Consider the following 24955-nt stretch of genomic DNA (forward strand, 5'->3'; position numbering starts at 1 on the left):
TATTATTAATGTGTTTATATAATATCAGCCCTCTAAAATAATTAGTTAACCAGCCTAAGAGTTTATGCACGTATATAAGATAGTTAGCTCAATAATTAGTCTAGTAAGAGGATTTGAGGACTTTTAATGTGAACAACCTATCAAATATTTTCTAAACTTAGAAAGTTATCCATCTCTTTATCTGAGTGAGTATTCATGATTGTTGAATATATCAAAAGATAAAGAGAATTTATTACTCGTTTCGCCCTATTATTGCGGATAATTAGTCGTGTTGTGACTAATTATTCTGTAACTCCCTGATTTATGGTTAAGTGATAGCCTGACTGTTATCACGTTTCTACTAAATTAATTAAATTAATATAGCGCTACTTTAATCATTCTTTCCAATACGATTATTAAATATAAATACGTATTCCTATATTATTAAAAGGATAATTCCGATGAGTAGCGATATCATTAAAATTTCAAGAAATACTGAAAATGCACCAATTAATTCTGTATCTACACAAACGGTCGCTTTTTCTCATTATAATAACTTTTCTGCTCAATTACCTGTTGACCCTAAAACAGGTCAAATAGTAACTGGTGATATTAAAGACCAAGCAACGCAATGCTTAAATAATATTAAAGCGATTGTTGAAAGCATCGACCATGTTATGGATGATGTGGTGAAGATTAATGTTTTCGTTAAGAATATTTCTGATATCGATGCTATTGATGAAGTTTACAAAAGCTTCTTCCACAACAGCCTTCCAACACGTACTGTCGTGGGTGTCGCTGCACTGCCAAACAGCGATGCGCTAGTTCAAATGGATGCTCTTATTTCAAACGGCGAAGGCACTAAACCACAAGCACCTTGCGCACTAGTTAAGGTATCAAGAAATACGGATAATGCGCCTCAAAGTGCTGTGTCCACGCAGACTGCGGCTTTTTCTCACTACAACAATCTTTCAGCTCAGTTACCGATAGATGTAACCACAGGTGAGTTGGTTGATGGTGGTATCGAAGCGCAAACGGTCCAATGTCTATCAAACATTAAAGCTATTTTAGAAAGCATCGGACATGTCATGAATGATGTGGTTAAAACGACTATCTACCTCAAAAATATCGCAGATGCGGAAGTGGTAAATGAAGTATGTGCTAAATTCTTCCCAAGCTACGTTCCTGCTCGTACCGTTGTTAACGCAGCTGAATTACCAATGGGTGCTTTAATTCAAATTGATACATCCGTTTCACATGGCGACGGTACACCGCCGCAATTACCAGAAGACACTCGCTTACTGGTTATTGAAACCAATAATACTGTTGCAGCACCATTCATGCCTTATTCGCATACTGTTGCTTTCTCTCACTACAATCATATTTCAGGACAATTACCTTTAGACCCGAAAACAAATGAAATTGTTGCTGGTGGTGTAAAAGAGCAAGCGGAACAATGTTTAAAAAATATTAAATCGATAATTGAAAGTGTTGACCACAGCATGGACGATACGGTGAAAATTAATATTCAACTTAAGGATATTTCAGATATTGATGCGGTAAACGAAATCTACACAACATTCTTTAATGCTGAACTGCCTGCAAGAACTGTAGTAGGGGTTTCAGAAATCCCAATGAATGCTTTAGTTCAAATTGATGCTGTCGTTTCTAATTGTGAAGGCACGCCTCCACAAGACGTGGTTGCTTAAATCAATTGAATCCTTCTCGATAATATCGATCAGATCTCGGCTTTAGTTTCCAAACAGGGAGCAAATTCAACAGGCCGTGATCTGATCCGTTCACCTCATTACTCAAGTCCATCGAAGCGACACACCTAAGCTTATCCCGTAAATATGGTATTTATAAGGTTGAAGTGTTTTAATATGAAAAACAGACGCTTAACGTAATAAAGAAAACCAGCTTATGCAATTTCGAGCCATCTTACTGCTATGCCTTACCCTAATAGGGTGTTCGTCCAATCAAGAGTTGGTACCCGACCCAACAACCATAACGCTATTTTATGGTGATACATCCATCTCTGCAGGTGTTTTAGAGGATAAAACATTTAGTTCGGTGCTAGCCAATAGAAAGGAGAGTGTTACTTTCTCGGGCTCAATATCAAAGCAAAACTCAGGCTACTTTGTCGATATGTTAGTGATTCGAGAAAAAAAAGAGCCGCGTTCAACACGACAACTAAACGCCTCGCTTGTTATGAATCCGGGAGAGTTAGTGGATGTTGGCGGCGTGAATAACGATGTGTTCAGGGTAATCCTCGAGTAACAAAACTAAAGTGTTCAATTAATCTGAATTTTTGCTTTACCTCAACCTAACTTCAAGTCTTAAGCTTCTCTTACTGATTAAGAAGGAGCTTATTATGCAAAATAACTACGTAAAAGAACTCGCTGTTAAAACTTATCAAGAAGATCTTCAGAAAGAGTACGTAAAATCTAAAGCTCGCCCATTTCATGCTCCAAGTTTTATCAGTGGAGTGTTATTGTCAGTTTTGCTGGTTGGGTTGTTTTAGTAAACAGACTCGTGGAATGTTTGATCCACCGCCAACTCTCTCTACTCCAACTTGCTTGTGCTTAAATGGCTACGGCACAATCGCTTATGTTGAATTGTGACGCTAATGTCGAGAGGAAGTATGGCCAGTCCAAGAGTGTTAAAGGTACAGATTACTGACATTACCTGTGGCGAGAATGTCACGATCATCGGACCAAGCAACGTTTATGGCTGTGAGCTTAAAGATGATGTGTTCGTTGGCCCTTTTGTCGAGATTCAAAAGAACTCCGTGATAGGCGAGAGAAGTAAGATTCAATCTCACACCTTTATTTGCGAGTATGTGACTATCGGAAGTGACTGCTTTGTTGGGCATGGAGTAATGTTTGCCAATGACTTGTTCAAAGATGGCAAACCAGATCCAAACCCAGACAGTTGGGGACGTACCGTTATCGAAAATAACGTTACCATCGGTTCTAATGCGACAGTGTTGCCTGTCAGTGTTTGCGAAGGGGTGGTAATCGGCGCGGGCAGTGTGGTGACAAAAGACATCACCGAGAAAGGTATCTATGCTGGCAACCCTGCTAAGAAGTTAAGAGACTTACCTTAGATTCATAAGACAAGCTGAGCTGTATGAATCATAAGGTGCGGCTTTTTAGATAAGCGACAGAGTATTGATATGGATGTATTTTTACACTTACTTCACCCAAGCGATGCCAGTGCTTTATTGGAGTTTGAAGTTGAAAATAGAGAGTGGTTTGAGCAATTTGTCCCAGCTCGGGAAGACCGTTTCTATTCTAATACGGGTGTTGTCGAGCAAGTCACTAGCTTTCTAACAGAGTATGACAATGGCGAAATGATTCCTATGTTGATCAAAGACGCTAATGGCACTATTTGTGGGCGAATCAATGTTCGTGATATCGACCAGAACGCTGGAAGTGGAGAACTAGGTTATCGAGTAGGTCACGCATTTGGTTCTAAGGGTATTGCGTCTAACGCGGTGAGGAAGTTACTTATCTACTTGGCTGAGAACTCTTCCCTTAAATATGTTGATGCCTATGCGTTAGTGTGTAATGTTGGTTCAAACAAAATCTTATTCAATACAGGCTTTGATTTAGTTGAGCGCGTTGAAAGTTACGCCGTGTTCAAAGGGAAGGATCAAGATGCTCATTATTATCGCAAAGCGTTATCTGTGTAACTGAATACTTTCAATGTTAACTCCTCCTATTAGTAAGGAAATATAATGTTTATTGTTTCTCTTGAATACCAAGTGCCTTTGAAAGAAATAGATCGCTTCATTCCAGAACATGTTGAGTTTTTAAACAAGCAGTATGAACTCGGGCACTTTCAGTTGTCGGGTCGTAAGAACCCTCGAACTGGTGGTGTTATTTTATCCACGCTTAGTAACAGGGAACAGTTAGACATGATTTTGACCGAGGATCCCTTTCATCGAGAGAATATCGCTAAGTATGAAGTCATCGAGATGTTGCCAACCAAGGCGTCTCAAGAGTTCAAGTTTTTGTTATAGGTTACATTTACTCTACGACGTGAATTGATACCTTACTTGTTATTTTATTTAGATTTTATTATCTAAATGCTCACCAGTGGCAACTTGTGATGTGAATTTGTATGGGTAATACTAGCCGCAAATTTGGCAGGGCAGTTTTGAAGATTAAAGGCATAGTTTCTATTGTCTTTATGGCTGCATTCTTATGAGTTCGAGGTGATATGAAGTATTTAATAGGTGTTTGCTTAGGTGCCTTATCTCTGTCTGCGACAGCGCAGTCAATGGTCATTGTTGATTCAACAAGAGATCGCTCTATACATCTAGAGGTTGTTTTACCGCAGGATTCTGATAGTTGCACAACGAAAGAACAGTGTGACGTGGCTTTTATTAGTGCCGGTAATCGAGTTCCATTCACCAAATATAGTTTTGTTGGAGAAATGCTAAACGATAGGGGTTACATGACCATTTATGTCGATCACGAACTACCAAGTGATCCTCCTCTATCGAAGACTGGTGATTTGTATAAAACGCGAATTGAAAATTGGACGCGAGGGGCACAGACTCTCAATGTTCTTCAGCACGAGCTAGCGAATCGTTTCCCTGCTTATGATTTTAACAAGTTAACCTTAGTCGGGCATTCGAACGGAGGCGACATTTCTACATGGTTGAGTAACGAAAATAAAAGTTATGTTTCTCAGTTAATTACGCTCGACCATAAACGAGTCACTTTACCTAAAAGTGAAAATATCCGAGTGCTTTCCATTCGAGCAACTGAATACCCTACCAAAGAGGGTGTGCTACCGACTGAATCAGAGCAAAAGCAATATGGTAGTTGTGTTGTTGAGATTCCAGACTCTAAACATATGGATTTAAGCGATTATGGTTCTAATCTCGCGAAGCAAAGTACGAATGACATTATTATTGGCTTTTTGGATGGCTTAGCGTGCGAAGAGTTGAGAGTAAAAGTTGAGTAGAAACATCTAATCCATTAGTGCGTGATAACTGTATTCGGAATAGACGACCTAATCGATTATCGCCTTATACATTAGAAGCTGGCAGCGTCCTTCTAGCCAGCTTCGAGTCTTTTTATTTCAAGGTTTAAGGTTACTTCTAGTTTCGGCCACTTATAGATTTACGGTTACTTCTGAGGTTTGTTACGTTCGATTACGCTAATCGCGATCGCCAAAAATAGAATATCTTTCACTAGGAAGAAGTTAGTGACTAAGATGCCATCCGATACTTTCCAAGCGTTTGGCGTTGTAATTAGGAAGCTGAGTGTCACAACAAAGATAGCCGCTGCAGCAATACCTGAGTAGAAAGCAATTGTTGGTTTCTTAAATCCAACGATCAGTCCAATCGCGACAATGATCTCCGCGCCACCCACCATGTTAGATACAGCTTGTACCGAGAACAGATTGTAAAGCCAGTTCATTGCAGGATGATTTGCGATTAGTGGTTCAATGAGCATCGCTTCGGTTGGCGTAAACTTATAAATACCAATCCAAGCGAGCACTAATGCTACGCCAACCACTCCAAGGTTATATCCCACATTACTCTGTTTTAAATCATAGGTTTGAACATGCATAAAAGTACTCCATTTAATAAAATCCCTGAATATGACCGCACTAGTGCAAAATTAATTTCGCTTTGAGAACAATACTTAATCTTTTTTAGCGAATTCAGGTTCGATCCCTGAAAAATCGAGTCGCAAGATGCTGGGTAGAGAAGGGGAGGTTTTATGCAAGAAGAGGAGCTTTCTAATTTTTGTTTTCAATATTAGGAATTTGGATTAGATTACGTTGACGTAAATCCCTAATTATAAGAAGAGAATCGCTCGTGAAAATCCATAGAATTAACCCGACCAAACGTTGGTCAGATGTAACTGTATTTAATGGCATCGCAAGTTTTGTTGAGGTACCAGAGACGGATACAACGGCAGGAATTAAGAGTCAGGTTCAGCAAATTTTTGATCAAGCTGAAGAAATGATGAGCTTGGTCGACAGTGACAAATCTCGCGTATTGTCGGTAACGATTTACCTAACAGATTTTGCCAATTTTGACGCGTTAAATGAAGTGTGGGAATCGTGGTTCCCTGAAGGCTGTGCGCCAAGCCGTGCATGTGTGAAAGCAGAACTGGCAAACCCTGAGCTATTGGTTGAGATGTCGTTTATGGTTGCTGCGGGTGAAAAGTTTCAATAAGCCGAAATATCGGTAGAAGTAGCATTGGTCGTATAAACGCTAATCAGCTAATCAATTAGACAGCGAACAGATAAAACAAAGCCACTCAGGTGAATCACTTGAGTGGCTTTTTAATTTTATACGCTACCCGAAACTAAATCGGGTCAGGCATTAAGCGAGACCTTGATCTCTGGCCATCTGTTTTGCGATCTTCGGTGCGTGCCATAAGCATGGCAGTAAGATAAACGATACCGGAACGGCAGTGATCACAATGAACGACTGTAGAGCGGAGATGCCGCCAGAACCCATTGAGATAAGAGCAATGGCTACTGCACCCATGATGATACCCCAGAAGGTACGTACGGCTGCGTTTGGCTCTGTAGTGCCTGTCATTACTACACTGATGGTGTAAGTCATCGAGTCACCTGTTGTCACGATGAACGTGGTCGTCAGGATAAGGAACAGAATCGCAATCAAAGTAGGGAACGGCAGTTGAGCGGTAATTGCCAGTAGCACAGCAGGAAGGTTAAAGCCTTCGAACGCGCTAGAAATTACGCCTGGGTTCTCTAATTCAAACGCTAGACCACTACCACCAACGATGCTGAACCAAAAACATGTTACTAGCGGTGCAACGATGCTGATAGAAACGATCATTTGGCGAATCGTACGGCCACGTGAGATACGAGCAATAAAGATCGCCATCATCGGACCATAGCCTAAGAACCAACCCCAGAAGAATACGGTCCAGCCACCTAGCCACGCTGTATCTTGGCGGTACAGTGCCATTGGGATGAAGTTATCCACCATTTCGCCCATGCCTTGTAGGTAGCCATCAATGATGAAGCTCGTTGGGCCTACTAGCAGAATGTAGCCGATTAGGCACACTGATAAGATGATGTTGTAACGGCTAACCAGTTGGATACCTTTGTTCACGCCACTCAATGCAGACAGTGTGTACATTGCGATAGCGAAAACGATAACAACACTTTGAGTTGCAAAGCTGTCGGAAATACCAAACAGTTCGCTCAACGCGTAGCTGATTTGCAGTCCAAGGAAACCGATAGGGCCGATAGTACCTGCGGCTACAGCGACGATGCTGCATGCGTCAACTACGTTACCAATCCAGCTGTTGATTGCTTTGTCGCCAAGTACTGGGTAAAGCAGCGTGCGTGGCTTAAGAGGAAGACCTTTGTCGTAATGCAGGTGCATTAACACGATGGAAGACAAACCACCTAAGATTGCCCAGGCAAGGAAGCCCCAGTGCATGAAAGATTGTGATAGGGCGTTGAACGCCATCGCTTGAGGATCAGCGTTGCCATAAAGTGGCGGAGCTGAAACAAAGTGAGCAATAGGCTCTGCGGCTGCCCAGAACACACCACCGCCGGCTAGCAGCGTACATAGGACGATAGACATCCATTTAAAGGTGGTCATTTCAGGGAGAGCAAGCGTTCCTAAACGAACGTGGCCTGTGCGTCCTAGTGCAAGCACTAAGCCGATAATGAAATTGAGTAGTAGTAGGACTTGCCAGAAAGCACCGAACCACTTAGTTGAGTAACTAAAGCCGATGTTTACAAGTTCGGACAACACGGAGGTGTTGGTGAAAGCAAGGACGACAAAGAGGGTTAAAAAGCTCCCACTAAGCCAAAATACTGGGTTTCCGAGTTCCAGTTTTTCACCCAAAGATTGAGCTTTATTGAAATCGATAGAAGTAGCTTCTGCGTTGATGTTTTCGTTGGCGACTTGCGTCAAGTTGGACATTATTTCTTCGCTATATTTGGCTCTTTCAAGCCTATGTATTTCTCCCACACTTGCATAGAAGTGTGAGGTTCGTCAAAAAAGCCGAAGATACTAACACATTTGTTATCAAAAGGTGGGCGAATTCCAAAAAGAAAGCCAAATCGACTGTAAATCTCTACTTTTTGGTTAGTTTTGATACGAATTTTTTTCCAACGCTGAGTCACATTTCTGATTTTTGAGACATTATTTTTTAGCTTTCCGAAATAAATTAATATTAGTTGTTGGTGCAAAATAAGTGTCGACTCATTGCATGCTATAAACAAATTAATGCGAGTCATTTTATAAATAGAGAATATTTTAGGTGTTAAATTTGCGTTGTTACCTACAGTTGTTTTGCGAAGAGATTTAAGTGGTGAGTAAAGTCCCATTTAAATTAAACATCTTGAAACAACAACTTAAGGGATAGCTAACATGCACCTAAACCAAGGAAGAGTGGCCAAGAAGGTTTTTACACTCAGTACTCTCACCGCGTCATGCTTAATGGCGTTCAATAGCTATGCGGCTGTGGATTGCTCAACGTTAGAAACGTGGGGCTCTGCCACTGTATATACCGGTGGTGATCAGGTTTCACATGACGGCAACGCGTACTCAGCAAACTACTGGAATCAAAATAACAACCCAAGCCAATTTGAAGGCGATTACGCACAATGGAAGAAAGTCGATGTGTGTAGTGGTAATGGCGGTGGTGGTACACCAAACGAAGCACCAACGGCTGCATTAACAACGCCTACAGCATCAGATGTGATTGTTGAAGGCGACAATGTCGTATTAAGCGCAACAGCGCTGGACGCTGATGGTAGTGTTGCTTCCGTAGAATTCTTTGTTGATGGTTCTTCGGTCGCGGTTGTGACAGCGGCACCATTTGAAGCAACGTGGGCTGCAACGTCGGGTAACCATCAGGTTTCAGTTGTTGCAACGGACAATGAAGGCGCAGCAAGTGTTACAAGTGCGGTTTCTGTCTCTGTTGATTCCGTTACACCAGGAAATGAAGCACCGACAGTTTCGGTAGCCCTTTCAGCGACGTCTGTGGATGTTGGTGGTGTAGTCACTTTTACAGCAACGGCAGCAGACAGCGATGGCACTGTCGATAAGGTTGATTTCTACGTAGCAGGTGCTCTTATTGGCACAGCTGCAACTAGCCCTTACACGCTTGATTACACAACCACTCAAGCGGGTTCTTTAGCGGTCTACGCAAAAGCGACTGACAATCAAGGGGCAACGACAGATTCAGCGCTGGCTTCTTTGACGGTGAATGGCTCACCAACAGTAAGCACATGTCGTCCTGATGGCTTATATCAAACTCAAGGTGTCGATGTTCCTTATTGTACGATTTACGATGATGAAGGTCGTGAGAAGATGGGCGCGGATCACCCACGTCGTGTGATTGGTTACTTCACCAGCTGGCGTGCAGGGGACGACCCGCAAGCCGCATACTTAGTAAATGATATTCCTTGGGAGCAACTTACACACATTAACTACGCTTTCGTGAGCATTGGCTCAGATGGCAAAGTAAACGTGGGTGATGTGAACGATCCGAATAACGCAGCGGTTGGTAAAGAGTGGCCGGGTGTTGAAGTTGATCCTACCTTAGGCTTCAAAGGTCACTTCGGTGCATTAGCGACCGCTAAGAAAAAACACGATGTTAAGACTTTAATCTCAATCGGTGGTTGGGCGGAAACGGGTGGTCACTTCGCCACTGACGGTAGCCGAGCGGCTGATGGTGGTTTCTACACAATGACGACCAACGCCGACGGTTCTATTAACCATCAAGGTATCGAAACATTCGCCACTTCCGCGGTGGAAATGCTACGTAAATACCAATTCGATGGTCTGGATATCGATTACGAATACCCAACTTCTATGGCGGGTGCCGGTAATCCGTACGACAAAGACTTCATGGAGCCACGTCGTCAATACCTGTGGGCTTCGTACCAAGTCTTGATGAAAGTGTTACGTGAGAAGCTTGATGCGGCGTCTGCGCAAGATGGCAATCATTACATGTTAACGATCGCGGCGCCTTCTTCTGGTTACCTGTTGCGCGGTATGGAAACATTCGATGTGACTAAGTATCTCGATTACGTGAACATCATGTCTTATGACCTTCACGGTGCGTGGAACGATCACGTAGGTCATAACGCAGCCTTGTTTGATACGGGTAAAGATTCAGAGTTAGCACAGTGGAACGTTTACGGCACTGCGGCTTACGGTGGTATCGGTTATCTGAACACGGATTGGGCTTACCATTACTTCCGTGGTTCTATGCCAGCAGGTCGTATTAACATCGGTGTGCCTTACTACACACGTGGTTGGCAAGGTGTAACCGGAGGCGAGAATGGTCTTTGGGGCCGAGCTGCACTTCCAAACCAAGCTGAATGTTCAGCAGGTACGGGGGAAGGTGAGAAGAATAACTGTGGCCATGGTGCAATTGGTATCGACAACATGTGGCACGATACCGATCCAAAAGGTAACGAAATGGGCGCGGGTTCTAACCCTATGTGGCACGCGAAGAACCTAGAGAAAGGCATTTGGGGTTCTTATGCAGAGGCTTACAAGCTTGATCCTGTGAATGATCCATCTGATGTTCTAACGGGCACTTACACGCGCAACTACGACAGTGTAGCGGTTGCCCCTTGGTTGTGGAACGCAGAGAAGGGCGTATTCCTTTCAACGGAAGATAAAGACTCTATTAACGTGAAAGCAGACTACGTTATCGACAAAGAGATCGGCGGTATCATGTTCTGGGAACTAGCAGGGGATTACAACTGTTATGTACTCGATGCAAGTGGCAACCGAACGTCTATCGATACGACAGAACAAGCGTGTAACAGCGGTAACGGTGAGTTCCACATGGGTAACACCATGACGAAAGCTATCTACGACAAGTTTAAGTCTGCGACCCCATACGGAAACAAGGTAGCGACGGGCGCTATCCCGACAGAAGCTCTAGATATTACGGTATCGGTTGGTGGCTTCAAAGTCGGTGACCAAAACTACCCAATTAACCCTAAGATCACGTTTACAAACAACACAGGTCAAGCACTTCCGGGCGGTACCGAGTTCCAGTTCGATATCCCAGTGTCAGCACCTGATAACGCAAAAGATCAATCGGGTGGTGGTTTAACTGTGATTGCTTCGGGTCATACTCGTGCGGATAACATTGGTGGATTAGATGGCACCATGCACCGAGTGGCGTTTACTTTGCCTACATGGGAAGAGCTTCCAGCAGGTGGCGTGTATGAGCTAGATATGGTGTATTACTTGCCAATCTCAGGCCCTGCTAACTATGCAGTAAGCGTGAACGGTATCGATTATGCCTTTAGCTTTGAGCAACCAGACCTACCATTAGGTGATATCAGTTCAGGTGGCGGTAACCCTGGCGATGGTGGCACAAACCCAGGTACATGCGATACAGCCGGTTTAGCGGTTTACCCAGACTTACCTCAGAAAGATTGGGCGGGTAACCCAAGCCATGCAAACACTGGCGACCAAGTGGTTCATAACGGTAGTATTTACCAAGCGAACTGGTGGACAAGTTCTGAACCGGGTAGTGATGGTAGCTGGACTCAGGTTTGTTCTTAATTTAATGCTAACTAATCCATTTATAGACAATAGATCGCAGTAATAGCCGGTAAATACGAATGCTTTTAAGTCTATTTATCAGGGTTTTAGTGTAATTTAAGTCATCAACTTCAACGTAAAATTAAAACGCCGAACTGAATCCAGTTCGGCGTTTTTGCTTTAAGTCACAGATTGCGTATAGAAACCCTTAAAAATATCGACACTCGTTCAGTAAAAAATAAAACCATGATATAAAACAGTCTGTATATAAGAGAAGTCACAGCGTTACCTAAAATTATAAATCTATGGGGTAATCTTGAAAGTCAGACGTAAATACATTCTTAGTTTTTCTATTGCGCTCGCCATTGTGTCGATGATTCTTTCGGCCTTTCAATTTAACCGAACTGAAAGGTCACTGTTGGAATCCAACCAGCTATTTTTTCGAACGATTGTGAATGCGAGTTACGATATTGTCGACACAACAGTTAATGAGGCGATAAAGACATATCTCAAAGGAATTACCGATACCGTTGCGTCCCATGTATGGCATGCCACACCGGAACAAGAAATTGAACAAGTAAGCCAGATCGCCGGTGAACTGCACATTGGACAATCAGGTTATATCTATTTGATGTCACCGCAAGGCGTTCACCTCTACCATCCTTTCTTGCAAGGAAAGAAGCGCGGGCATCTTACTCATATCCAAAAACAGCTCAGTATCGACTCTGGTATGATCGAATACTTTCACGCTAATCCTCATGAGATAAGCCGCAGAGCTAAAGTCGCTTATTCGATGAGGCTACCGAGTGGCAATACTTTGGTCGCGACGACCTATAAAGAAGAATTGATGTATTTGGTCGATCTTGAAGGCTTAAAAGATAAGCTGAGAAAGTACGCATTCGGTGATAGCGGATATGTGTACATTATTGATCTTCAGGGCAACTTAGTGCTTCATCCTGATTATGAACACAAGTCCTTGAAAGCTTTGATAGGCTACTCGTCCGAACTGCTAATTGATCGAATCGCAACCCAGCCAGAAGGTCACTTTAGCTATTCAATTTCCAGTGACAATGGTACGACCAACAAAAACGTCTTCTATAAGTTTTACCCCTATCTGAATTGGGTCATTTCCGCCGGTATTTTAGAGCAGGAGCTCAATAGAAATCATAGTTTGCTGTTCATTAGTTTGATGGCTTTGGTCGTGAGCCTATTGAGCATTATCATCGTGTTGGTGCTTTACCTGCGGCATCGTCATCTCAAAATCTTGGATGTTGCGAGCCTCGATTACCTCACTGGTCTTCCTAGCCGACGGAGTTTTATCGAGCAGTTAAAGCTGAAAATTGCTCAAAGGTCGCCTTATCCGCTAACAAATGTCGGTGTCATTTTGCTTGATATTGACCATTTCAAACGGGTGAACGATCAATATGGTCATGCTCAAGGCGATAGGGTTATCTGTGAGGTCGCAAAATCGCTAAAGAAATTTGTTAATCGTCGTCGCTTGATTGCGCGCTATGGCGGTGAAGAGTTTATTTTGGTGACATTTGATTGTGATGAGCGTGAGTTATTCGAATTGTCTGAGGAACTCAGACGAAGTGTAGAGCAACTGCAAGGTTTGGTGTCACCTGTCACAATCAGTGCTGGCTGTTGTCACGATCGAGCGCTCACTGATATTGAAACAGCGATCGATAAAGCTGACAAAGCGCTTTATCAAGCAAAAGAGAGGGGACGTAACAACACTCAGACGTATCAAAAGAACGAATATCGCGTTGCTTATATGTGATCAGTTGAAAGAATCGATATCTTCAAGGCTGGAAGATTGGAAATCATGCTCTTGAGAACGACAGACACAAAAAAGCCCAAATAGATCGCTCTATTTGGGCTTTTTCAGAATTATTTGAAATGCGAATCGCTAATTTAAGCTTTCGCTGCTTTCATCGCTTCCGTTTTTTTTTCCTTTTGCATTTTTGCAAGGAAGTAGATGTTTACACAAGCGATGAAACCGTTGGTCGCGACCACTGGCCATGCGTCAATCATAACGCCGTATGCTGTAAAGAGAGTACAGCCAATAAAGTTAAGGACACGCAGACGAACGATATCTTTCATTGTTAATGAAATTGCGACCATAATAGATGCCGCGTAACCTAAAATTTCAACCATATTGAATTCCATTGTTTGACCCTCTTAAATTTGCCGATACTTTGTCGGTACCAATTCTTCTCTTCATGAGATGATTGAGGAAGCTCCGTGCCTCGAATGGTCTGGTTATGTTTAACGAGGTAGACTATACCAACTCTGTTTTTGTGATTAAACCCCCAAAACGGGCAGAAGTGAAGGTTAGCGATTACGCAAACGTTTAATGACCTTTCTATTAACATAATTACTATTTATGTTGGGAGGTTAATTGATATTTATTCTTATATAGGTAAGGAAGCCGCGAATGATAAAACGATCCATTTGTGCAACAAAAAGCATAAGAAAAGCAGTGTTATTGACTTTGATAGCGATTGGAATGACAGCATGTACCACACAAGAAATGCCGCCAACACACAATTATGGTGTGGTCACCAGTGGTGATTTTGAGTTCATGAAACACGGAGTAACGACGTACTCGTGGCACCCTGAATCAGAGCAGGTTTACCTTTCTCAAAAATACGATGAGACCGTAGTAACCGATCTAGTGCGTGATGCGATTGAAGATCAACTCGCTACGAAAGGTTATCAACTGAATCAAAATGGTGCAGTTGGTGATGTTGTTGTCGGTTTTGGATTGGCCGAAGAATCAGAGTTAAATGATGACTCGATTTTCGATGCGATTAAGCTTTCAACGGGGGTGCCATTTTATGATGGTGACGGAAAGGTCGCCGAGAAAGGATCGCTGTACATTGCTTTTTTCGTACCTAACTCTCAGGTCGTACAATGGCAAGCATTAGCACAGTCTGGCATTCAACCTGATTTAGAGCCAAGCGAGAGCAAACAGCGTATTACTGGCTTTGTTGAAATGTTATTTAGACGCATGCCTGAGCGATAGAATTAGACGTTGGATGCATTCGTTGAGTCAATATTAGTTGTTGAAAATATGGTCAGATCGCAGATTATACTTTTTTATTTGTAACGAATGGTACAAATACGTAAAGCAACGTAAAGTTCGCGCTTCTTTTGCTAGCATTTGTCTATACTGCTCAAAACGTTAATTTAGGTTTGATTCAATGAAACTGTTTTCCAAATACTCTCTCCCTCTATTAAGTATATTCATTGTAAGTAACGCAGCGATGGTAAGTAATGCAGCTATCGCAGCACCTTCTATAGTGCCAAGCCCACCTAGCCTAGGCGCAAAAGGGTATGTGTTAATTGATTTTAATTCTGGTGATGTGCTGGTAGAAAAAAACGCACACACTAAGTTAAACCCTGCGAGTTTGACCAAACTGATGACCAGCTATGTAGCCGGGCAAGAGATGAAGCGAGGCAACATCTCTGCGGATGATCAAGTAAGAATCAGTGAGAATGCATGGGCGAAAAAATTCCCAGACTCATCGAAGATGTTCATTGAAGTGAACACCGATGTGGCGATGATGGATCTTTACCGCGGTTTGATTATCCAATCGGGTAACGATGCCAGTGTTGCGATTGCAGAACACGTAGCCGGTTCACAAGACGCCTTTGTTGATTTGATGAACTCTTGGGCAACCTCTTTAAAACTAGAAAATACCCACTTTGCGAACGCGCATGGTTTAGACGCTGACGATCTTTATTCGACTCCTTACGATATTGCATTACTAGGTCGTGCGATTATTCGTGATTTACCGGATGTTTATGGCTTATACAGCGAACGTTCGTTCAGTTACAACGGCATCACACAACACAACCGTAATGGCTTACTGCGTGATAGAAGCTTGACGGTTGATGGCATGAAAACGGGCTATACCTCTGGCGCTGGCTACAGTTTAGCGAGTTCGGCGACACAAGGTGAGATGAGACTTATCGCGGTTGTTATGGGCGCATCAAGCGTTAAGAGCCGTGAGTCAGACAGCAAACAGTTGTTGAGCTATGGCTTCCGCTTCTTCGATACTCTAAACCCACATCAAGGTGGAGATGAAGTCGCTGAAGAGAAGGTATGGTTTGGAGCCAAAGATACATTGAAGCTGGGTGTTGCAGAAGACACGTTTATCACACTGCCTAAGTCAGACAGTAAAAAGCTAACGGCATCGATTGAACTTGATTCTGAGTTGAAGGCACCGATTGCAGAAGGTCAAACACTAGGTGTAGTTCATTACACAGTCGATGGTGAAGACGTGCAAACTCAGCCATTGATTGCGCTAGAGGCTGTTGAACAAGGTGGAATATTCAAACGTCTGATGGATTACATTAAGTTGTTTTTCGCGAGCCTATTCTAAATAGAGCCTTTACCGAGCTAAAAAATAAATTAATGGGTGTTGTGAGTGAATCATAGCGCCCATTGTTATTTCTACATCCATGAAAACACCGTCATCTACTTTCTTTATTAGCCGTAGCCGACGGTTTCGATTACTATACGCAAAATTTAGCAGTGTAGTCACTTATGACCATAGAGATAAAGAACGTAACCGAACCCGAAGTAACATGTGCCAATTGTCAGGCATGCTGTTGTCGCTTAGAGGTTATGATCATCACAGATACCGGCGTTCCTGAAGAGCATATTGCGTATGACGAATGGGGCGGCGAGACCATGCTGAGATTAGACGACGGCTGGTGTTCGGCAGTTGATAGAGAAACACTGATGTGTACTATCTACGAAAACCGACCTTGGATCTGTCGTGAGTTCGAAATGGGCTCTTTCGAATGCGTCGAGCAACGTACAGATGTGATGGGCTAAGTAGCATCTTAATGTTTGATTGACGATTTATAGAGGCTTGACGACTTATTGATCGATTGGTTGATTGATTTCTGGTTGAGCTCTAACTGTTTGTAGAACTTAAACACTCCGCAATAAAATCAATAAATACTCGAATTCGTTGGGGCAAATAATCACTTGCATGGTACACCGCGTACATAGGCAAGTAGTCATTGCTCCAATCTTCTAATAACTGCGTTAATTCCCCATTCTCTACAAATTCTTTGCCCATCCAATCCGGTAAAGCAACCACACCTAAACCCTGGCTCGCCATTTTAAGCAACATTTCTGGACTGTCTGACGTGAAAATTTGGTTTACTTCCATACTGGTGCATTGGCGATCTTTGTTTTTGAAACGCCATTCGTTTGCAGGGTTCATCAGAGAATAAGTTAAGCACTTATGCTGGCTAAGATCTTGCGGATGTTTAGGTTTTCCGTGATTTTTTAAGTAATCGGGCGATGCAAAGTAGTGAACTCTATTGTTGAAAAGAAAGCGAGCTTTTAACCCTGAGTCTTCAAGTTGTGATGCCCGAATGGCGACATCTATATTGTGTTCATTGAGGTTAACAATACGGTCGTCGACACTGAGGTTAATGCGGATACCTGGGTGCTGTTCAATGAAAGCTTGAAGCGGCTCACTGAGTAACATCGATGAAAAGGCACTTGGCGCCGATATCTTGAGCTCGCCTTCTACGGATTCTGTCTCACGCTTGAGCTTGCTTTCTATGGCAGACATCTCTTCGAGCAAACGGGAGCAATATTCTAGGTAGTCTTTTCCTGCATGAGTGAGGGATATCTTGCGGCTGTTTCGTTGAAACAGAGTCATCCCTAAGTCACTTTCCAACCATGCGATCTTCTTACTAACCGCACCCTGCGTCACGTTTAACTTATTGGCGGTTGCGGTGAAGCTATTCAGTTGTGCGGTTTCCACAAAGATACGAATACACTCAATCTTATCCATCTTACTTACCTTGTGTTTATCTATTCCAATTTGGAATCTTAACTATTATAAAACTAGCATTTATCACTCGATTTATGAATGATTAAATAATTCCACTGACGTTAATGATTCTTAAGAAAGGTGGCAATATGAGTACAGTAGTGAGTGTATTACTGGTGGTGTTCTTTTTATTGGCGAGTTCAATCAAGATAATTGCTTGGCAAAAGAAAGTGTTTGAAATTCAGCTTGGTTTCTTTAAAAGCTATGGCTTGAATAGAGTGATCATGTTTCTCGTGGGGTTAGTCGAATTGACCGGAGCGGCTCTTTTGATTTTAGCCCTATGTGACATCTCACCAGAACATACTCAATTGATGGGTGGTGCAATATTGGGGGCTACTTCGATAGGGGCGCTTTATTTCCACTTACGCTTTGATACTTGGAAGGACGGTATTCCCGCGATGGTTACTCTGTTGGGCTCTGGTTTCTTGGTCATTGCAGCGTACTAAGTTTATTCGTATGTAGCGATAGAGGTGAGAGGCAAAGAAAAGAAGAGTAGGGCACGAAGCCCTACCAAATAGAAATCATTTAAAACTCAGAAGGCACTTCAAATTCCATCCATTCACCGGTTGTTGGGTGAATCAACTTTAGGTAACCCGCGTGTAGGTGCAAGCGTTCGCGTTTGTATCCGTATAAGTCGTCACCACGAATCGGTACACCAAGGCCTAATGGATGAGCACAATGCACACGCAGCTGATGGGTACGGCCTGTTTTCGGATACAGATGAACCTTGGTTTTACCATTGCTGGTACCAATCGCTTCCCAATGAGTTTCAGCGTTACGTCCATGTTCATGGCAAACCAATTGTCTTGGTCTGTCTGTGATGTCACCGCGCAAAGGCAAGCTGATATCGCCAGATTTACCGTCGATTTCACCATCTAACAGAGCTGTGTATCGTTTCTCGACGGTTCTATCAATGAATTGCTTCTGAATGTGCTTGTTTGACTCCGCCGTCAGCGCCAAGATCAACAAGCCTGACGTCGACATGTCTAATCTATGGATGATCAAAGGCCCTGTTGCATTCGGGTAACGCGCTTTAATGCGTGTATAAACCGAGTCTTCGATAAACTTGCCGGGAACTGAGAGAAACTCCTCAGGCTTATTCACCACCACGATCTCGTCGTCTTCATAGACAATATCAAACGACTTACCAACCGCAGGGTTCACGATAAGCGGATTATCTTCTAGTTCAATACCACTCAGCTGGTGGTCGAGGATCTCAAAGCTTTTACTCTGACAAACCGGGTAGAGGTTTGCGTGTTGTCGAATGATATCTGTAGGCGGTAATCCCCACCAAAACTCAGACAAAGCTAATGGCTTAAACCCGTGTTCAAAAGCAAAGTTAAGCAGCTTGGGCAGGCAACAGTCGCCAGAGCCTTCAAGAGCGTCTTTGCCATCTAACAATTCAAGTAGGCTCTTTGATTCGAGAGCTTGATCGATAAAGCGATAGTGAGAGAGACGTTGAGTTTCTAACTGTTCTGAAATGGCTTGGTGGTCTTGCTTACGGTTTTTCAGTTCGCTTTCGATAGCATCAACTTGTGATTGGCGTTCTGCGATCTTTTGCTTCCATTCGATACGAAGCGCTTTTAGGTCGCGTTTCTCTTGGCTACTTTGATTGCCCAGTTGTTTGAGCAAATTCGCAGCTGACTCTAGATTCCCCAATGCCTTTTCTTGATTGGCTTGCTCTCTGAGTTCGTTACGTTGAGCTTTATTCGCGGTCATCGCCAACTGAAAGGCTTCGATAGCTTGTGCTGATTCGACTGTTAACTCTTCAAGCTCAGCCACTAATGCGTCTAGGTTGTGCGATTGTTGTAGCTTCTTAATGTCATCCGCTAGTTGTGATTGGCGAGCGAGGTTTGCACTATTGTGAGATTGAAACTGTTCTGAATCGAAGGCTGGTGGAACAAAGTTAATGTTGTTTAACTGAGAGGCCAAAGACGGATCTAACTGCAAACCTGAAAATGCAGAAAGGTAGCCTAGCTCTTGAGTTATTGGATTCTGAACAAGAAGTACTGCATAGAGGTTGCCTTGCGAGGTTTCATTTACACCACAGTCGAGTAATGATTGTTGAAGCTGCTGCATTGCTAACTCACACGTTGGGTGCGGAGTATAGTAATACGGAAACGTAAACCGAGTGGGTAGCGATAAGTCTTGGTTCGCTGGTTGGTTTAAAGCGTGCAGTGGTGTGTATTGAGCAAGGTTTGCTGACATGAAAATCAAACTCTATGGCTGTTCAGTTAGAGTTCGGTATTGTTGTCGAAATGAAGACAAATGAGAAGCCAAAGCGAAAGATAAATCGGCTTTGGCTTCATTTAGTTGCTCGTACTTATTCTAAGAACGCACGCGCTTGAGTGAAACTCGATCAGTTAGAGTGTTCTAGCTCTACTTGCTCTGCTTTTTGGTAAGCAGGGTGGTCAGCCAAAAGCTTACCGTATTTAGCAATGTTAGGGTAAAGCGCAGTTGCACCAAAGTTACCAACGATTTCTACGATGAACGACATCATGAAATCGGCACCTGTTAGTGTGTCTGCAACTAAGTAGGTTTTACCTTCAAGTGCATTATTCACGTAAGTTAAGATCTTTTGGTTTTCATCGTCGGCGTAGCCGCCAAGGAAATTAGTCTCGCAACCGTCTTTCATCACAAAGATTTTAAGCAGCATCGGTAAAATACCTGAACTCTCAGCAAAATGTAGCCACTGTGAATATTCTACGTAGTCAGCTGTGCCGCGTGTTGGTGCGAACTTGCCCTGACCGTATTTGTCGATTAGGTATTCCGTGATAGCGCCAGATTCAGTGATCACGATGCCATCGTCTTCAATGACAGGAGATTTACCCAATGGGTGAACGGACTTAAGCTCTGGTGGCGCAAGAAAAGTGACACTGTCTCGTTGGTATGGTTTGATTTGGTAATCTACACCAAGCTCTTCCAACAGCCAGATGATGCGCTTTGAGCGTGATTTATTCAGGTGATGCAAAGTAATCATGATTCTACCTAGTTAACTAACGGGTTCAGTTTTGAATTTATTTAGCTTCGTTTGTTTTGATAACAAGCTTACCGAAGTTTTGGCCTTCTAATAGACCCATGAATGCTTGTGGCGCTTCGTCTAGGCCTTCAATTAGGTGCTCACGATAGTGCATCTTGCCTTGAGACAACCATTCTGTCATTTGAACAGCAAACTCGTTATAACGGTGCGCGTAGTCATCAAAGATAATGAAGCCTTGCATCTTAATACGCTTGACCAGCAGTGTACCCATAAGGCTAGACATGCGATCCGGGCCTTCAGGCAGTGATGTTGCATTGTACTGAGAGATAAGGCCACATACAGGAATACGAGCACCGGTGTTAAGCAATGGCATTACGGCATCGAAAACCTTGCCGCCAACGTTTTCAAAATAAACGTCGATGCCGTTGTCACATGCTTTAGCCAGTTGCTCCGCGAAGTCGTCAGCTTTGTGGTCGATACATTCGTCAAAGCCAAGCACGTCTTTCGCGTACTGACACTTCTCTTGACCACCAGCAACGCCGATAACACGACAGCCTTTTAGTTTGCCGATTTGTCCAACGGTTGCGCCTACTGCACCTGTTGCCGCTGCAACGACTAGAGTGTCGCCTTGTTTAGGTTGGCCGATATCAAGCAAACCCATGTAAGCCGTAAAGCCAGGCATACCCATAATGCCAAGTGCATAAGAAGGGTGCGTTGGTTCTTTGCCTAGTTTGATGAGGCCTTCACCGTTAGACACACCAAAATCTTGCCAACCAGTGTAAGCCAGTACCCACTCGCCAATTTCGTAATCAGTGTGGTTTGACTCTTCAACCTGACATACAGTTGCACCAACCATCACTTCATCAATCGCAACTGGGTCTGCGTAAGATTTAGCATCGCTCATACGACCACGCATGTATGGGTCTAGAGAAAGATAAACTGAGCGAAGTAACATCTCGCCATCTTGAATTGTTGGTGCGGCTACTGACTCTAAACGGAAGTTATCTTGAGTCGGTGCGCCAACTGGGCGAGAAGCCAATACGATGCGGCGATTGTCTTGTTGAGTCATTGGATATCCTTAATTTATATTATACATTTAGAATTAGACCAGTCGTCTAGTCTTGTTGTCTAAAAATCCCGCCGTCATCAAATTGATAAGAGGGCGGGTTATCTGTCGTTAGTAAAGACTAAACACAGTGTGTAGTTAGTTTTTACCTTTTAAAATCTGTTGGGTTAGGTTTAAAGCTGATTCTAAGCTGCTTGAGCTTTGGCTTAGTTTGCTCAACAAACTTGCGCCCAACCACATAGAATATAGATTTTGAGCGGTTTCTTGGCTGTCTTCAACTTTAATGGAGCCATCTTCAATACCACCAGCAACACAGTGTTGTATCGTAGAGGTCACTTTTTCAGCCCCTTTTAGTAAGGCTTGACGCATAGGATCAGAAAGATCAGAAACTTCAGCGCTGAGCTTAACGACTAAGCATTTATGAGCGTTACAGGTACCGTTTTCAATCTGTGACCATCGAGTGAAATAACTGATAATTCTCTGGTAATGGTTGCCTTCACCATGAACCAAAATAGTTTCAACTCTGCTGATGTAGGTCTCAAAATAGTGTTGGATCAGAGTCTCGCCAAATTGCTCTTTCGATTTAAAGTAGTGGTAAAACGACCCTTTCGGCACGTCCGCTTCTTTAAGCAATTGCGATAAGCCAACGCCGTTAAAGCCGTTGTTCACTATTAATTGGTAGCCAACATCTAAAACATGCAGGCGTGTGTCATTCGTTTTTTCGTTCATGGACAGTACTATAAATTAAATTAGACCAGTCGTCTAGTTATCGGTTTTTGACGATATATTTTGTCGTTGCAAAAGTGGCTTCAACTATTCAAATGTTCACATATAAAAAAGCCCCAACATAGCTTGTATGTTGGGGCTTATATCAGTCACTTCGGTTATTTGATAGAGATTAACTCAACATCAAAAATCAGAGTTGATGACGGTGGGATAGGGCCTGAACCGCCTTTACCGTAAGCCAATTGGCTCGGGATAAACAGGCGAACTTTTTGGCCTTCAACCATGTAAGTCAAACCTTCTTGCCAGCCTTTGATTACTTGCTTAAGAGCAAATGAGATTGGCTCGCCGCGCTCAACAGAGCTGTCGAAAACAGTGCCGTCGATAAGTGTACCGTGGTAGTGAACCGTTACTTTACTGTTCTTAGTTGGGTGCTCTGTGCCTGTACCTTCTTCAAGTACAAGGTATTGAAGACCGCTTTCAGTCGTAACAACCCCTTCTTTAGCACCGTTTTCGACAAGGAACTGTTGGCCTTGCTCGATATTTTCTTCGCCAGATTTATGATTCATCCAAGTGCGGTAGATCATGAAGCCAGCCAAAATAAAGACAATGACCGGGATGATAAATTTAGACATAGTAAAACCTATTTATAGTTAATGCTGTATTTCATAGTTAATGCATAATTTGACAGTTAATGCATAATTTCGCAGTTAATACAGAGTGTGTTAATCAATGGGCTAAAGCCGTGATTAGGGTTGAGTCAAAAGGTAGTTGATCGTTTTTGCGATGCCAGCAACGTCTTGGTGACCTGCAGTGAGTACTTGGTATTTACCGTTGATGATAAATGTTGGTACTGAGTTGATTTGACCTTTTACTGAGATCTCTTCTGCTTTTTTAACGTAGTCGAAAAGAGCAACTTGCTGTTCTTTATTCAGTTGGTATGGGCTAACCAAACCGCGAGAAGTGAACGCTGTCTCTAGTGCTTGTTGACGCTGTTCTGGCGTTGCATCTGCACCCATTTGAACGGCACCAAATAGGTCGTCCATGAACGCGTGGTCAGGTGTCGCGTCAAGTTGCATCACTGCTGTGTAGTAGATCATTGCGCTGATTTGAGCACTTTCATTGAACGTTACGTGCATCTTGCCAATAGTTTGGTCTGTTAGCGACTCAATCTCTGGAATTGCACTTTCCATTTGACGACAGTGACCACAGTTTAAAGAGAAGATTTCAGTGATCGGAGACAGGTTAAATTCAGTTAGAGCAGTAGGAAGCGCTTCGTATTGAACGCCTTTTTGTGGCTCGTCTGTTTCACTACAACCCGCAAGAATAAGTACGGCAGCGAGTGCTGTGATGAATTTAGTAAATGGTTTAAACATAATGTTTGCTCTAGCGTTGAGAAGTCGTGAGATTCTAACTATTTAGTACGAATTGGAAAACAATTATAAGGTAAATAAATGCAAACAGTTCGAACTAGAGGGTGATGACAGGCTAGTTGACGGTTAACTGTGATCAAAAGCACCTTTTTTGGATGTGCTTTCTTTTCGTATAAAGTTTTTGTCTAAAGTTTTTCCCTCGGTGCCGATATAGACATTAGTGAATGGTTTATCTGCATGAGTGGTTGGTGAAGTAATGAGATATTTAGCGATAATGTTAAGCATAGCTTTGGCAGGGTGTGAAACGACGTTACCAACGGGTATGTTAGGTGACGATCTGCTAGAAACTGCGCCGCAAACCGATTACGACCTTATGCATCCTGAATGGGGTGTGGTTCAAACGACATCTGTAGCGAGCAATCGCAGTTACTCAGTCCAGAACAGCACTCATCAACAAAAAACCATCACGACCAACTATGGACGTGGTGTCTCGACTAATGACCCACTGGAAGTTTTTTTAAGACAAAACCGTATCGACTTTGAAGTACTGCCGGGCAACCATGTGATGGTAAAGCTGGAACAGCACGTGAACTTTAAAACGGGTTCGGCATTCCCTGAGCCAGCCTACAATCAATGGCTGGATACTTTAGGCAGTTACCTTTCTCAACGCCAAGACATTGATGTGGTGATTGAGGGCCATACTGATAACACGGGCAGTGATCGTGTTAATGATCCGCTTTCTGAGCTACGTGCAAAAGAAGTGAAAGCGCGCTTGGAAAGTAACTATGTTTCGAGTCGTGCTATTTACACTCGCGGCTTTGGCGAATACGTTCCGGCTTGTACTAACGCGTCGCCGCAAGGCAAGGCGTGTAATCGCCGTGTAGAATTGATGCTGATTGTGTCGAAGTAGTCATTTGAGCTTTCTTCCCTAAATTGAAAGCGACGAGTTCCAAATAATAGACATAAAAAATCCCTCATATTTGAGGGATTTTTTATGTCTGACACTTTTAGCTTTATTGCTTATGCAAACTGCTTTTCTAAGTAAGTCACGATATCTGAAGATTCGTACATCCACTCAGTTTTGCCGTCTTTTTCGATACGTAGGCAAGGCACTTTAACGCGACCGCCACCAGCTTCAAGCTCTGCACGGTGTTGATCATTGTTCTTTGCATCACGAAGTTCAAATTGAACCGATTGACGTTTCATCGCGCGGCGCACTTTTACACAAAATGGGCACGCTTCGAATTGGTATAACGTGTGCGTCTTTGCCTGCTCATTCACTTTGCTTTGCTCTTCTTGAGAACGTTTCACACCACTTGGGCTGAATACAAAATTCAATAACAAGATGACACGACCTAAGAACCAACGGATAAACTTCATAACTCTCTCTACATATTTAAAATTAGCGTTACAATTTGCAGCATTATA

General features: G+C 43.1%; 27 protein-coding genes. 15 read left to right on the forward strand and 12 right to left on the reverse strand.

Features of this window, described 5'->3' with window-relative positions; genetic code table 11:
• The first annotated feature begins 440 nt into the window (after positions 1–440).
• From M4S28_RS22135 to M4S28_RS22165, 7 genes are all read left to right on the forward strand, one after another.
• Positions 441–1688, forward strand: a complete 1248-nt coding sequence (locus tag M4S28_RS22135; protein WP_249632890.1) for a RidA family protein — start codon at positions 441–443, stop codon at positions 1686–1688.
• A 214-nt stretch (positions 1689–1902) separates the two neighbouring features.
• Positions 1903–2259: a hypothetical protein gene (locus M4S28_RS22140; RefSeq protein ID WP_249632891.1), complete on the forward strand. Its 357-nt coding sequence runs from the start codon at positions 1903–1905 to the stop codon at positions 2257–2259.
• A gap of 94 nt (positions 2260–2353) precedes the next feature.
• Complete coding sequence (locus M4S28_RS22145) at positions 2354–2503, forward strand: hypothetical protein (RefSeq protein ID WP_004731446.1); 150 nt, start codon at positions 2354–2356, stop codon at positions 2501–2503.
• Between the two features lie 120 nt (positions 2504–2623).
• Complete coding sequence (locus M4S28_RS22150) at positions 2624–3088, forward strand: acyltransferase (protein ID WP_249632892.1); 465 nt, start codon at positions 2624–2626, stop codon at positions 3086–3088.
• A 69-nt stretch (positions 3089–3157) separates the two neighbouring features.
• Positions 3158–3676: a GNAT family N-acetyltransferase gene (locus M4S28_RS22155; RefSeq protein WP_249632893.1), complete on the forward strand. Its 519-nt coding sequence runs from the start codon at positions 3158–3160 to the stop codon at positions 3674–3676.
• 45 nt (positions 3677–3721) lie between these two features.
• A complete protein-coding gene (locus tag M4S28_RS22160) occupies positions 3722–4006 on the forward strand; it encodes a YciI family protein (protein WP_249632894.1) in 285 nt (94 codons plus the stop codon).
• Positions 4007–4206: 200 nt separating this feature from the next.
• Complete coding sequence (locus M4S28_RS22165; protein ID WP_249632895.1) at positions 4207–4959, forward strand: alpha/beta hydrolase; 753 nt, start codon at positions 4207–4209, stop codon at positions 4957–4959.
• A 164-nt stretch (positions 4960–5123) separates the two neighbouring features.
• Here M4S28_RS22165 and M4S28_RS22170 read toward each other — a convergent pair whose 3' ends face one another.
• Positions 5124–5570 (reverse strand): DUF417 family protein, encoded by a 447-nt coding sequence (locus M4S28_RS22170; RefSeq protein ID WP_076646849.1) that lies wholly within the window; start codon positions 5568–5570, stop codon positions 5124–5126.
• Between the two features lie 251 nt (positions 5571–5821).
• Between M4S28_RS22170 and M4S28_RS22175 the strand changes: the two genes are divergently transcribed.
• The gene (locus M4S28_RS22175) at positions 5822–6184 is read left to right on the forward strand and encodes a RidA family protein (protein ID WP_004731436.1); all 363 of its coding nucleotides are present in this window, start codon (positions 5822–5824) and stop codon (positions 6182–6184) included.
• Positions 6185–6334: 150 nt separating this feature from the next.
• On the opposite strand, the gene M4S28_RS22180 is transcribed toward M4S28_RS22175, so the two are convergent.
• Positions 6335–7921: a BCCT family transporter gene (locus tag M4S28_RS22180; RefSeq protein ID WP_004731433.1), complete on the reverse strand. Its 1587-nt coding sequence runs from the start codon at positions 7919–7921 to the stop codon at positions 6335–6337.
• On the reverse strand, positions 7921–8328 hold the full coding sequence (locus M4S28_RS22185; RefSeq protein WP_249632896.1) for a hypothetical protein: 408 nt from the start codon (positions 8326–8328) through the stop codon (positions 7921–7923). Before M4S28_RS22185 ends, M4S28_RS22180 begins: the two co-directional genes overlap by 1 nt.
• A gap of 43 nt (positions 8329–8371) precedes the next feature.
• Here M4S28_RS22185 and M4S28_RS22190 point away from each other — a divergent pair, with 43 nt between their 5' ends.
• Both M4S28_RS22190 and M4S28_RS22195 read left to right on the forward strand, forming a co-directional pair.
• Positions 8372–11539: a chitinase C-terminal domain-containing protein gene (locus tag M4S28_RS22190; protein WP_249632897.1), complete on the forward strand. Its 3168-nt coding sequence runs from the start codon at positions 8372–8374 to the stop codon at positions 11537–11539.
• A 295-nt stretch (positions 11540–11834) separates the two neighbouring features.
• Positions 11835–13298: a sensor domain-containing diguanylate cyclase gene (locus M4S28_RS22195; protein ID WP_249632898.1), complete on the forward strand. Its 1464-nt coding sequence runs from the start codon at positions 11835–11837 to the stop codon at positions 13296–13298.
• 134 nt (positions 13299–13432) lie between these two features.
• On the opposite strand, the gene M4S28_RS22200 is transcribed toward M4S28_RS22195, so the two are convergent.
• On the reverse strand, positions 13433–13687 hold the full coding sequence (locus tag M4S28_RS22200; RefSeq protein ID WP_010430226.1) for a YgjV family protein: 255 nt from the start codon (positions 13685–13687) through the stop codon (positions 13433–13435).
• A gap of 268 nt (positions 13688–13955) precedes the next feature.
• Between M4S28_RS22200 and M4S28_RS22205 the strand changes: the two genes are divergently transcribed.
• From M4S28_RS22205 to M4S28_RS22215, 3 genes are all read left to right on the forward strand, one after another.
• Positions 13956–14546, forward strand: coding sequence for a DUF4136 domain-containing protein (locus tag M4S28_RS22205; RefSeq protein ID WP_249632899.1), 591 nt, complete (start codon positions 13956–13958; stop codon positions 14544–14546).
• 178 nt (positions 14547–14724) lie between these two features.
• Positions 14725–15909 (forward strand): D-alanyl-D-alanine carboxypeptidase family protein, encoded by a 1185-nt coding sequence (locus M4S28_RS22210; RefSeq protein ID WP_108185383.1) that lies wholly within the window; start codon positions 14725–14727, stop codon positions 15907–15909.
• Positions 15910–16073: 164 nt separating this feature from the next.
• Positions 16074–16367 carry a YkgJ family cysteine cluster protein gene (locus M4S28_RS22215; RefSeq protein ID WP_017085602.1) on the forward strand — a complete coding sequence of 98 codons (294 nt, stop codon included), beginning with the start codon at positions 16074–16076 and terminating at the stop codon, positions 16365–16367.
• Positions 16368–16449: 82 nt separating this feature from the next.
• Here M4S28_RS22215 and M4S28_RS22220 read toward each other — a convergent pair whose 3' ends face one another.
• Positions 16450–17346, reverse strand: a complete 897-nt coding sequence (locus tag M4S28_RS22220) for a LysR family transcriptional regulator (protein WP_249632900.1) — start codon at positions 17344–17346, stop codon at positions 16450–16452.
• Positions 17347–17450: 104 nt separating this feature from the next.
• Here M4S28_RS22220 and M4S28_RS22225 point away from each other — a divergent pair, with 104 nt between their 5' ends.
• On the forward strand, positions 17451–17831 hold the full coding sequence (locus M4S28_RS22225; protein ID WP_249632901.1) for a DoxX family protein: 381 nt from the start codon (positions 17451–17453) through the stop codon (positions 17829–17831).
• 79 nt (positions 17832–17910) lie between these two features.
• On the opposite strand, the gene M4S28_RS22230 is transcribed toward M4S28_RS22225, so the two are convergent.
• From M4S28_RS22230 to M4S28_RS22255, 6 genes are all read right to left on the reverse strand, one after another.
• The gene (locus tag M4S28_RS22230; protein WP_249632902.1) at positions 17911–19593 is read right to left on the reverse strand and encodes an RluA family pseudouridine synthase; all 1683 of its coding nucleotides are present in this window, start codon (positions 19591–19593) and stop codon (positions 17911–17913) included.
• A 151-nt stretch (positions 19594–19744) separates the two neighbouring features.
• Complete coding sequence (locus M4S28_RS22235) at positions 19745–20365, reverse strand: glutathione S-transferase family protein (protein ID WP_004731417.1); 621 nt, start codon at positions 20363–20365, stop codon at positions 19745–19747.
• Between the two features lie 37 nt (positions 20366–20402).
• A complete protein-coding gene (curA, locus tag M4S28_RS22240) occupies positions 20403–21434 on the reverse strand; it encodes an NADPH-dependent curcumin/dihydrocurcumin reductase (RefSeq protein WP_249632903.1) in 1032 nt (343 codons plus the stop codon).
• Between the two features lie 135 nt (positions 21435–21569).
• Positions 21570–22160, reverse strand: coding sequence for a TetR/AcrR family transcriptional regulator (locus M4S28_RS22245; RefSeq protein ID WP_054545586.1), 591 nt, complete (start codon positions 22158–22160; stop codon positions 21570–21572).
• 155 nt (positions 22161–22315) lie between these two features.
• Positions 22316–22789 (reverse strand): BamJ family beta-barrel-assembly machinery protein, encoded by a 474-nt coding sequence (bamJ, locus tag M4S28_RS22250; RefSeq protein ID WP_004731366.1) that lies wholly within the window; start codon positions 22787–22789, stop codon positions 22316–22318.
• Positions 22790–22903: 114 nt separating this feature from the next.
• Positions 22904–23530 (reverse strand): thioredoxin domain-containing protein, encoded by a 627-nt coding sequence (locus tag M4S28_RS22255; protein ID WP_171308934.1) that lies wholly within the window; start codon positions 23528–23530, stop codon positions 22904–22906.
• A gap of 271 nt (positions 23531–23801) precedes the next feature.
• Here M4S28_RS22255 and M4S28_RS22260 point away from each other — a divergent pair, with 271 nt between their 5' ends.
• On the forward strand, positions 23802–24437 hold the full coding sequence (locus tag M4S28_RS22260) for an OmpA family protein (protein WP_029222001.1): 636 nt from the start codon (positions 23802–23804) through the stop codon (positions 24435–24437).
• A gap of 110 nt (positions 24438–24547) precedes the next feature.
• Here M4S28_RS22260 and M4S28_RS22265 read toward each other — a convergent pair whose 3' ends face one another.
• Positions 24548–24907 (reverse strand): glutaredoxin family protein, encoded by a 360-nt coding sequence (locus M4S28_RS22265; RefSeq protein ID WP_102492180.1) that lies wholly within the window; start codon positions 24905–24907, stop codon positions 24548–24550.
• Positions 24908–24955 lie beyond the last annotated feature (48 nt).

The sequence above is a fragment of the Vibrio sp. J383 genome (assembly GCF_023503985.1).
GTDB lineage: Bacteria > Pseudomonadota > Gammaproteobacteria > Enterobacterales > Vibrionaceae > Vibrio > Vibrio splendidus.

Excerpts from the sequence above, each read along its gene's own strand:
- M4S28_RS22135 (WP_249632890.1), top strand. The coding sequence starts at position 441 with ATGAGTAGCGATATCATTAAAATTTCAAGAAATACTGAAAATGCACCA.
- M4S28_RS22140 (WP_249632891.1), top strand. The coding sequence starts at position 1,903 with ATGCAATTTCGAGCCATCTTACTGCTATGCCTTACCCTAATAGGGTGT.
- M4S28_RS22145 (WP_004731446.1), top strand. The coding sequence starts at position 2,354 with ATGCAAAATAACTACGTAAAAGAACTCGCTGTTAAAACTTATCAAGAA.
- M4S28_RS22150 (WP_249632892.1), top strand. The coding sequence starts at position 2,624 with ATGGCCAGTCCAAGAGTGTTAAAGGTACAGATTACTGACATTACCTGT.
- M4S28_RS22155 (WP_249632893.1), top strand. The coding sequence starts at position 3,158 with ATGGATGTATTTTTACACTTACTTCACCCAAGCGATGCCAGTGCTTTA.
- M4S28_RS22160 (WP_249632894.1), top strand. The coding sequence starts at position 3,722 with ATGTTTATTGTTTCTCTTGAATACCAAGTGCCTTTGAAAGAAATAGAT.
- M4S28_RS22165 (WP_249632895.1), top strand. The coding sequence starts at position 4,207 with ATGAAGTATTTAATAGGTGTTTGCTTAGGTGCCTTATCTCTGTCTGCG.
- M4S28_RS22170 (WP_076646849.1), bottom strand. The coding sequence starts at position 5,570 with ATGCATGTTCAAACCTATGATTTAAAACAGAGTAATGTGGGATATAAC.
- M4S28_RS22180 (WP_004731433.1), bottom strand. The coding sequence starts at position 7,921 with ATGTCCAACTTGACGCAAGTCGCCAACGAAAACATCAACGCAGAAGCT.
- M4S28_RS22185 (WP_249632896.1), bottom strand. The coding sequence starts at position 8,328 with ATGGGACTTTACTCACCACTTAAATCTCTTCGCAAAACAACTGTAGGT.
- M4S28_RS22190 (WP_249632897.1), top strand. The coding sequence starts at position 8,372 with ATGCACCTAAACCAAGGAAGAGTGGCCAAGAAGGTTTTTACACTCAGT.
- M4S28_RS22200 (WP_010430226.1), bottom strand. The coding sequence starts at position 13,687 with ATGGAATTCAATATGGTTGAAATTTTAGGTTACGCGGCATCTATTATG.
- M4S28_RS22205 (WP_249632899.1), top strand. The coding sequence starts at position 13,956 with ATGATAAAACGATCCATTTGTGCAACAAAAAGCATAAGAAAAGCAGTG.
- M4S28_RS22210 (WP_108185383.1), top strand. The coding sequence starts at position 14,725 with ATGAAACTGTTTTCCAAATACTCTCTCCCTCTATTAAGTATATTCATT.
- M4S28_RS22215 (WP_017085602.1), top strand. The coding sequence starts at position 16,074 with ATGACCATAGAGATAAAGAACGTAACCGAACCCGAAGTAACATGTGCC.
- M4S28_RS22220 (WP_249632900.1), bottom strand. The coding sequence starts at position 17,346 with ATGGATAAGATTGAGTGTATTCGTATCTTTGTGGAAACCGCACAACTG.
- M4S28_RS22225 (WP_249632901.1), top strand. The coding sequence starts at position 17,451 with ATGATTCTTAAGAAAGGTGGCAATATGAGTACAGTAGTGAGTGTATTA.
- M4S28_RS22230 (WP_249632902.1), bottom strand. The coding sequence starts at position 19,593 with ATGTCAGCAAACCTTGCTCAATACACACCACTGCACGCTTTAAACCAA.
- M4S28_RS22235 (WP_004731417.1), bottom strand. The coding sequence starts at position 20,365 with ATGATTACTTTGCATCACCTGAATAAATCACGCTCAAAGCGCATCATC.
- curA (WP_249632903.1), bottom strand. The coding sequence starts at position 21,434 with ATGACTCAACAAGACAATCGCCGCATCGTATTGGCTTCTCGCCCAGTT.
- M4S28_RS22245 (WP_054545586.1), bottom strand. The coding sequence starts at position 22,160 with ATGAACGAAAAAACGAATGACACACGCCTGCATGTTTTAGATGTTGGC.
- bamJ (WP_004731366.1), bottom strand. The coding sequence starts at position 22,789 with ATGTCTAAATTTATCATCCCGGTCATTGTCTTTATTTTGGCTGGCTTC.
- M4S28_RS22255 (WP_171308934.1), bottom strand. The coding sequence starts at position 23,530 with ATGTTTAAACCATTTACTAAATTCATCACAGCACTCGCTGCCGTACTT.
- M4S28_RS22260 (WP_029222001.1), top strand. The coding sequence starts at position 23,802 with ATGTTAAGCATAGCTTTGGCAGGGTGTGAAACGACGTTACCAACGGGT.
- M4S28_RS22265 (WP_102492180.1), bottom strand. The coding sequence starts at position 24,907 with ATGAAGTTTATCCGTTGGTTCTTAGGTCGTGTCATCTTGTTATTGAAT.